This window comes from Nocardiopsis protaetiae, assembly GCF_045446735.1.
In the GTDB taxonomy this organism is placed as follows: Bacteria; Actinomycetota; Actinomycetes; order Streptosporangiales; family Streptosporangiaceae; genus Nocardiopsis; species Nocardiopsis protaetiae.
The window spans coordinates 1-4,662 of record NZ_JBJJBV010000395.1; the positions used below are offsets into that span (position 1 = coordinate 1).

A 4,662-nucleotide genomic window follows, 5' to 3' on the forward strand; every position below is an offset into this window, starting at 1 on the left:
CTCCGGGTCCTTCTCTCCCCCTTGGACCCGGAGCGCGACCGCGCTCTCCCCGGCTCAGCGGGCGGCGAACACCCGGGCGTCGGCGGCGACCGGCGTTCCGGCGCCCACGAGCGCCGCGCAGTCATCACAACCGAACACCGGGACCCCGTCCGGCAGGACGCCCAGGGCGATCCGCGGCCGGGGCCATCGCGTGTGGCAGACGGCGCAGGCATCCCCCGTGCACTGCTCCGCGCTCAACGATTCCGGGTCGTACACGTATCCGTCGGATACCGCGTCGGTCCCCGCATCCGATGCGCACATCGTGCTCATTCCGCGCAATGTCCCTGCTCCCCCCGTGGTTTAGGACAGTCTGGCGGGCCGATAGTTACCGGCTCTTTATTGAATCAGAGGCGCTCGGCACCTGGAAGGGTCCGTCCCCATCTAAATCACTCCGTGCAGGTAGATCATAGCTCTAAGTAACCAAGCCTGGGAAGACCCCGCCTGAAACCTGCTTGATCAGTGGATTTGTCGGACATCCAGGAGGCGGTCTGCGCCCGGCGACACCGAATCAGTCGCGGGCCACCACAGCGAAGCGGCGCATCGCCAGCGCGGGGTTGGTCGTACGGACCTCATCCACCCGCGCGGCCGAAACCTCGGCGGCGGCCACCTCGAAGGCCTGCTCCCCCAGCGCGGCGATCGGCGTCCCCATCGGGTCGATCACCATGCTGTTGCCCGCGCCCGTGGGGGCCGACTGCCCGGCGGCGGCGACGTACACGGTGTTCTCGATCGCGCGGGCGCGCGCGAGCGTCCGCCAGTGCTCCTCCTTCAGCGGGCCGGGCACCCACTGCGCGGCCAGCAGCACCACGTGCGCCCCGGCGTCCGCGAGCCGCCGGGTCACCTCGGGGAAGCGCAGGTCGTAGCAGGTCTGGAGGCCGAAGGTCACACCCTCGACGGTGAAGGTCTGCGGCTCCTCGATGGGCCCGGGCGCGACCACGTCGGACTCCTTGACGCCGAACGCGTCGTACAGGTGGACCTTGCGGTAGAGCGCGACCCGCTCTCCCCGCGGCGACAGCGCGACCAGCGTGTTGGTGAAGTGCGTGCCGCCCCCGGTCTCCTCGTTGACGCCCAGCACCAGGTGGACGCCCTCGCGGCGGGCGGTGTCGGCGGCGGCCGCGACGAACGGCCCGTCCAGGGGTTCGGCCGCCTTGACGTAGCGGTCGTCGGTGCGGGGCGCGGTGAACATCGTGTACTCGGGCAGCAGCACCACCCGTGCGCCCAGGGCGGCGGCCCGCGCGGTCAGCCGCGCCACCGAGCGCAGGTTCTCCGCCTTGTCCTGACCGGGGGCGAACTGGGCGACCGCGACCTGCACCATCGGATCCTCCTCATCGACACGGGTGCCACGAGTGTACGGCCGGGCCCCGCGGACCGGGGCGCCCCCTTGCCCCGGCATTGAACGTGTGTTTAAGCTATTGAACATGAGTTCAACCGATGCCTCCGACCTCACCACCCGGGCGCGGATCCGCGATGCCGCCGTCACGTGCTTCGCCCGCCAGGGGTTCGGGGCCACGGTCCGCGCCATCGCGGACCACGCCGGGGTCTCCCCCGGCCTGGTCATCCACCACTTCGGCTCCAAGGCCGGGCTGCGCGAGGCCTGCGACGAGCAGGTCGCCCGCAGCATCTCCGACCTGGAAGGCGGTGACACCGGCGATTCCGGGGCCCTCCTCGCGATGCTGGCCGAGGTCGACGGGTACGCCGACCTGTTCGGCTACACCATGCGCACCTTCCAGGACGGCGGCCCGCTCGCCCACCGGCTCTACGAACGCCTCGTCACCACCACCGAGGAGCACTTCGCCCGCGGGGTCGAACAGGGGGCGTACCTGCCCAGCCGCGACCCGCGGGGACGGGCCCGGTTCGCCGTCTCCACCGCCCTGGGCTCCGTCCTGGTCTTCATCGCCCTGCGCGGGCGCGGCACCGACGAGGACTACGGGGAGATGCTGCGGGACTGGACCGCGCAGTTCATGCTCCCGTCCCTGGAGCTGTACACCGAGGGCATCCTCGCCGACTCCGCCATGCTCGACGCCTACCTGCACCACACCGGCGGCGCCGAGGACGGTCCCGACACCGACCCCACCCACCACTCCTGACGGGAGCGCCCATGTCCTCACCCGCCGTCGACGCCCGCGGCGTCGACAAGTACTTCGGCCGGCTCCAGGCCCTCGACGGCCTGGACCTGACCGTGGAGACCGGCCGCGTCGCCGGGTTCCTCGGCCCCAACGGCTCCGGCAAGTCCACGGCCATCCGCATCCTGCTCGGCCTGCTGCGGTCCGACGCCGGCACCGTCCGCCTGCTGGGCGGCGACCCCTGGAAGGACGCGGTCGCCCTGCACAGGCGGATCGCCTACGTCCCCGGCGACGTCACCCTGTGGCCCAACCTGACCGGCGGCCAGGCCATCGACCTGCTCGGGCGGCTGCGCGGCGGCCTGGACAGGGGGCGCAGGGAGGAGCTGCTGGCCCGGTTCGAGCTGGACCCCGCCAAGAAGGCCCGCACCTACTCCAAGGGCAACCGGCAGAAGGTCGCCCTGGTCGCCGCGCTGGCCTCTGACGCCGAACTGCTCATCCTGGACGAGCCGACCTCGGGCCTGGACCCGCTCATGGAGGCGGTGTTCACCCGGTGCGTGCTGGAGGCCAAGGAGCAGGGGCGCACGGTGCTGCTGTCCAGCCACATCCTGTCCGAGGTCGAGAAGCTCTGCGACACCGTCACGATCATCCGCCAGGGCCGGACCGTGGAGTCGGGAACCCTGGAGGACCTGCGCCACCTGACCCGGTCGGCGGTGCGCGCCACCCTCGCCCGGGACCCGGGCGCGGTGGCCGCGCTGGCCGGGGTGCACAACGCCGAGGTCGACGGCGACCGGATCTCCATGGACGTGGACAACGACCGCCTCGACGCCGTGATGACTGCGGTCGCCGACCTGGGGGTGCGCTCCCTGACGGTCAACCCGCCGTCGCTGGAGGAGCTGTTCCTGCGCCACTACGGCGACGCGCCGGCCGCCCTCGACGCAGACCCCGGGAGCCCGGCGTGAACGCGCTCACCGGCACCGGGACGCTGATCCGGTTCATCCTGCGCCGCGACCGCGTCCGGCTGTCCGTGTGGACGGCCGCGCTGGTCGGCACGGTCGCGCTGACCCTGCCCGCCCTCGACGAGGCGTTCTCCACCGACGCCCAGCGCCAGGCCCGGGCCGCGCTCATGGAGACGCCCACCGGGATCGTGTTCGGCGGCCCGGGGTACGGGCTGGACGACTACACGCTCGGCCCGATGATGGTCAACGAGATGACGATGAGCCTGCTCATCGCCCTGGCCGTCATGAGCGTCCTGCACGTGGTCCGGCACACCCGGGCCGAGGAGGAGAGCGGCCGCTCCGAGCTGCTGCGGGCCGGGGTCCTGGGCTCCGGCGCGCAGATGGCCGCGGCGCTGCTCACCGTGTCCCTGCTGAACCTGGTCATCGGCGGGGCCACCGGCGCGATCATGGCGGGGTACGGGCTGGAGGCCGCCGACTCGCTGGGCTACGGCCTGGGCCTGGGGCTGGCCGGGATCTGCTTCGGCGCGATCGCCGCGGCGTGCGCCCAGCTCACCGAGCACGCGCGGGCCGCCTCGGGGCTGGCCTTCCTGGCCGTCGGCGTGCTGTTCCTGTCCCGGGTCGTCGGCGACCTGGCCGAACAGGGCGGCAACGCGGCCTCCTGGGTGTCCCCGTTCTCGTGGGTGCAGCAGACGCGGGTGTTCGACGACCCGCGCTGGTGGCCGCTGGCCCTGTACCCGCTGGTCACCGCCGTGCTCTTCGCCGTGACCCACGTCCTGGCCGGGCGGCGCGACCTGGGCGCGGGGCTGTTCCCGCCGCGGCCGGGCCCGGCGGGCGCCGGTGCGCTGCTCAACGGTGTGTTCGCCCTGCACCTGCGCCAGCAGCTGGGGGCGATCATCGCCTGGGGCGTCGCGGTGTTCCTCTTCGGGGTCTCCTTCGGCACCCTGGCCACCGCGGTGGACGACATGCTGGCGGAGAACCCCGAGATGGCCGCGGTCCTGGGCGACGCCGCCGACGACCTCACCGCGGGGTTCCTCGCGGTGATGGCGACCTACGCGGTGATGGCCGCGTCGGCGTACGCGATCCTGTCGGTGCTGCGGGTGCGGACCGAGGAGGGGGCGGGCCGGGCCGAGGTCGTGCTGGCCACCGCGGTCGGCCGGGTGCGCTGGTTCGGTGCGGCGCTGGCCGTGACCGTGCTGTCCGTGTCCCTGATCGTGGTGCTGGGCGGGCTGGGCATCGGGGTCGGCGCGGTGAGCGCCACCGGGGATTCGGCCTGGATCGGCGACCTGCTGGGGTCGGCGCTGTCGCAGCTGCCCGCGGCGCTGGCGTTCGCCGCGCTCACCGCCCTGGTGGTGGGGGCGGCGCCGCGGCTGCTGCCGGTGGTGTGGCTGTGGCTGGGCTACAGCCTGTTCGCCACCATGCTCGGCGCCCTGCTGGGCATGCCCGACTGGTCGCTGGACCTCAGCGCGTTCGGGATGCTGCCGCTGCCGCCGGTCGAGGACTTCGACCCCGCCCCCACGGCGGCCGTCACGGCCGCGGCCCTGGTCGGCTTCGCCCTGGCCCTGGCGGGCTTCCGCCGCCGGGACCTGGCCACCGCCTGACCCGCCGCC

5 protein-coding genes are annotated in these 4,662 nt (G+C 73.1%); 3 read left to right on the forward strand and 2 right to left on the reverse strand.

Going from position 1 to position 4,662, the window contains the following annotated elements:
* Positions 1-54: 54 nt before the first annotated feature.
* Both ACJOT3_RS32645 and ACJOT3_RS32650 read right to left on the reverse strand, forming a co-directional pair.
* On the reverse strand, positions 55-300 hold the full coding sequence (locus tag ACJOT3_RS32645; protein ID WP_406976993.1) for a hypothetical protein: 246 nt from the start codon (positions 298-300) through the stop codon (positions 55-57).
* A 247-nt stretch (positions 301-547) separates the two neighbouring features.
* Positions 548-1,351 (reverse strand): carbon-nitrogen hydrolase family protein, encoded by an 804-nt coding sequence (locus ACJOT3_RS32650; RefSeq protein ID WP_406976989.1) that lies wholly within the window; start codon positions 1,349-1,351, stop codon positions 548-550.
* A 103-nt stretch (positions 1,352-1,454) separates the two neighbouring features.
* On the opposite strand from ACJOT3_RS32650, the gene ACJOT3_RS32655 reads away from it, so the two are divergent.
* The 3 genes from ACJOT3_RS32655 to ACJOT3_RS32665 are packed head-to-tail and all read left to right on the forward strand — an operon-like array spanning position 1,455 to position 4,653.
* On the forward strand, positions 1,455-2,123 hold the full coding sequence (locus tag ACJOT3_RS32655) for a TetR/AcrR family transcriptional regulator (protein WP_406976990.1): 669 nt from the start codon (positions 1,455-1,457) through the stop codon (positions 2,121-2,123).
* Between the two features lie 11 nt (positions 2,124-2,134).
* A complete protein-coding gene (locus ACJOT3_RS32660; RefSeq protein ID WP_406976991.1) occupies positions 2,135-3,058 on the forward strand; it encodes an ABC transporter ATP-binding protein in 924 nt (307 codons plus the stop codon).
* Positions 3,055-4,653: an ABC transporter permease gene (locus ACJOT3_RS32665; RefSeq protein ID WP_406976992.1), complete on the forward strand. Its 1,599-nt coding sequence runs from the start codon at positions 3,055-3,057 to the stop codon at positions 4,651-4,653. Before ACJOT3_RS32660 ends, ACJOT3_RS32665 begins: the two co-directional genes overlap by 4 nt.
* Positions 4,654-4,662: the final 9 nt, after the last annotated feature.

Coding starts and splice junctions, on each gene's coding strand:
- ACJOT3_RS32650 (WP_406976989.1), bottom strand. CDS start 1,351: ATGGTGCAGGTCGCGGTCGCCCAGTTCGCCCCCGGTCAGGACAAGGCG.
- ACJOT3_RS32660 (WP_406976991.1), top strand. CDS start 2,135: ATGTCCTCACCCGCCGTCGACGCCCGCGGCGTCGACAAGTACTTCGGC.
- ACJOT3_RS32655 (WP_406976990.1), top strand. CDS start 1,455: ATGAGTTCAACCGATGCCTCCGACCTCACCACCCGGGCGCGGATCCGC.
- ACJOT3_RS32645 (WP_406976993.1), bottom strand. CDS start 300: ATGTGCGCATCGGATGCGGGGACCGACGCGGTATCCGACGGATACGTG.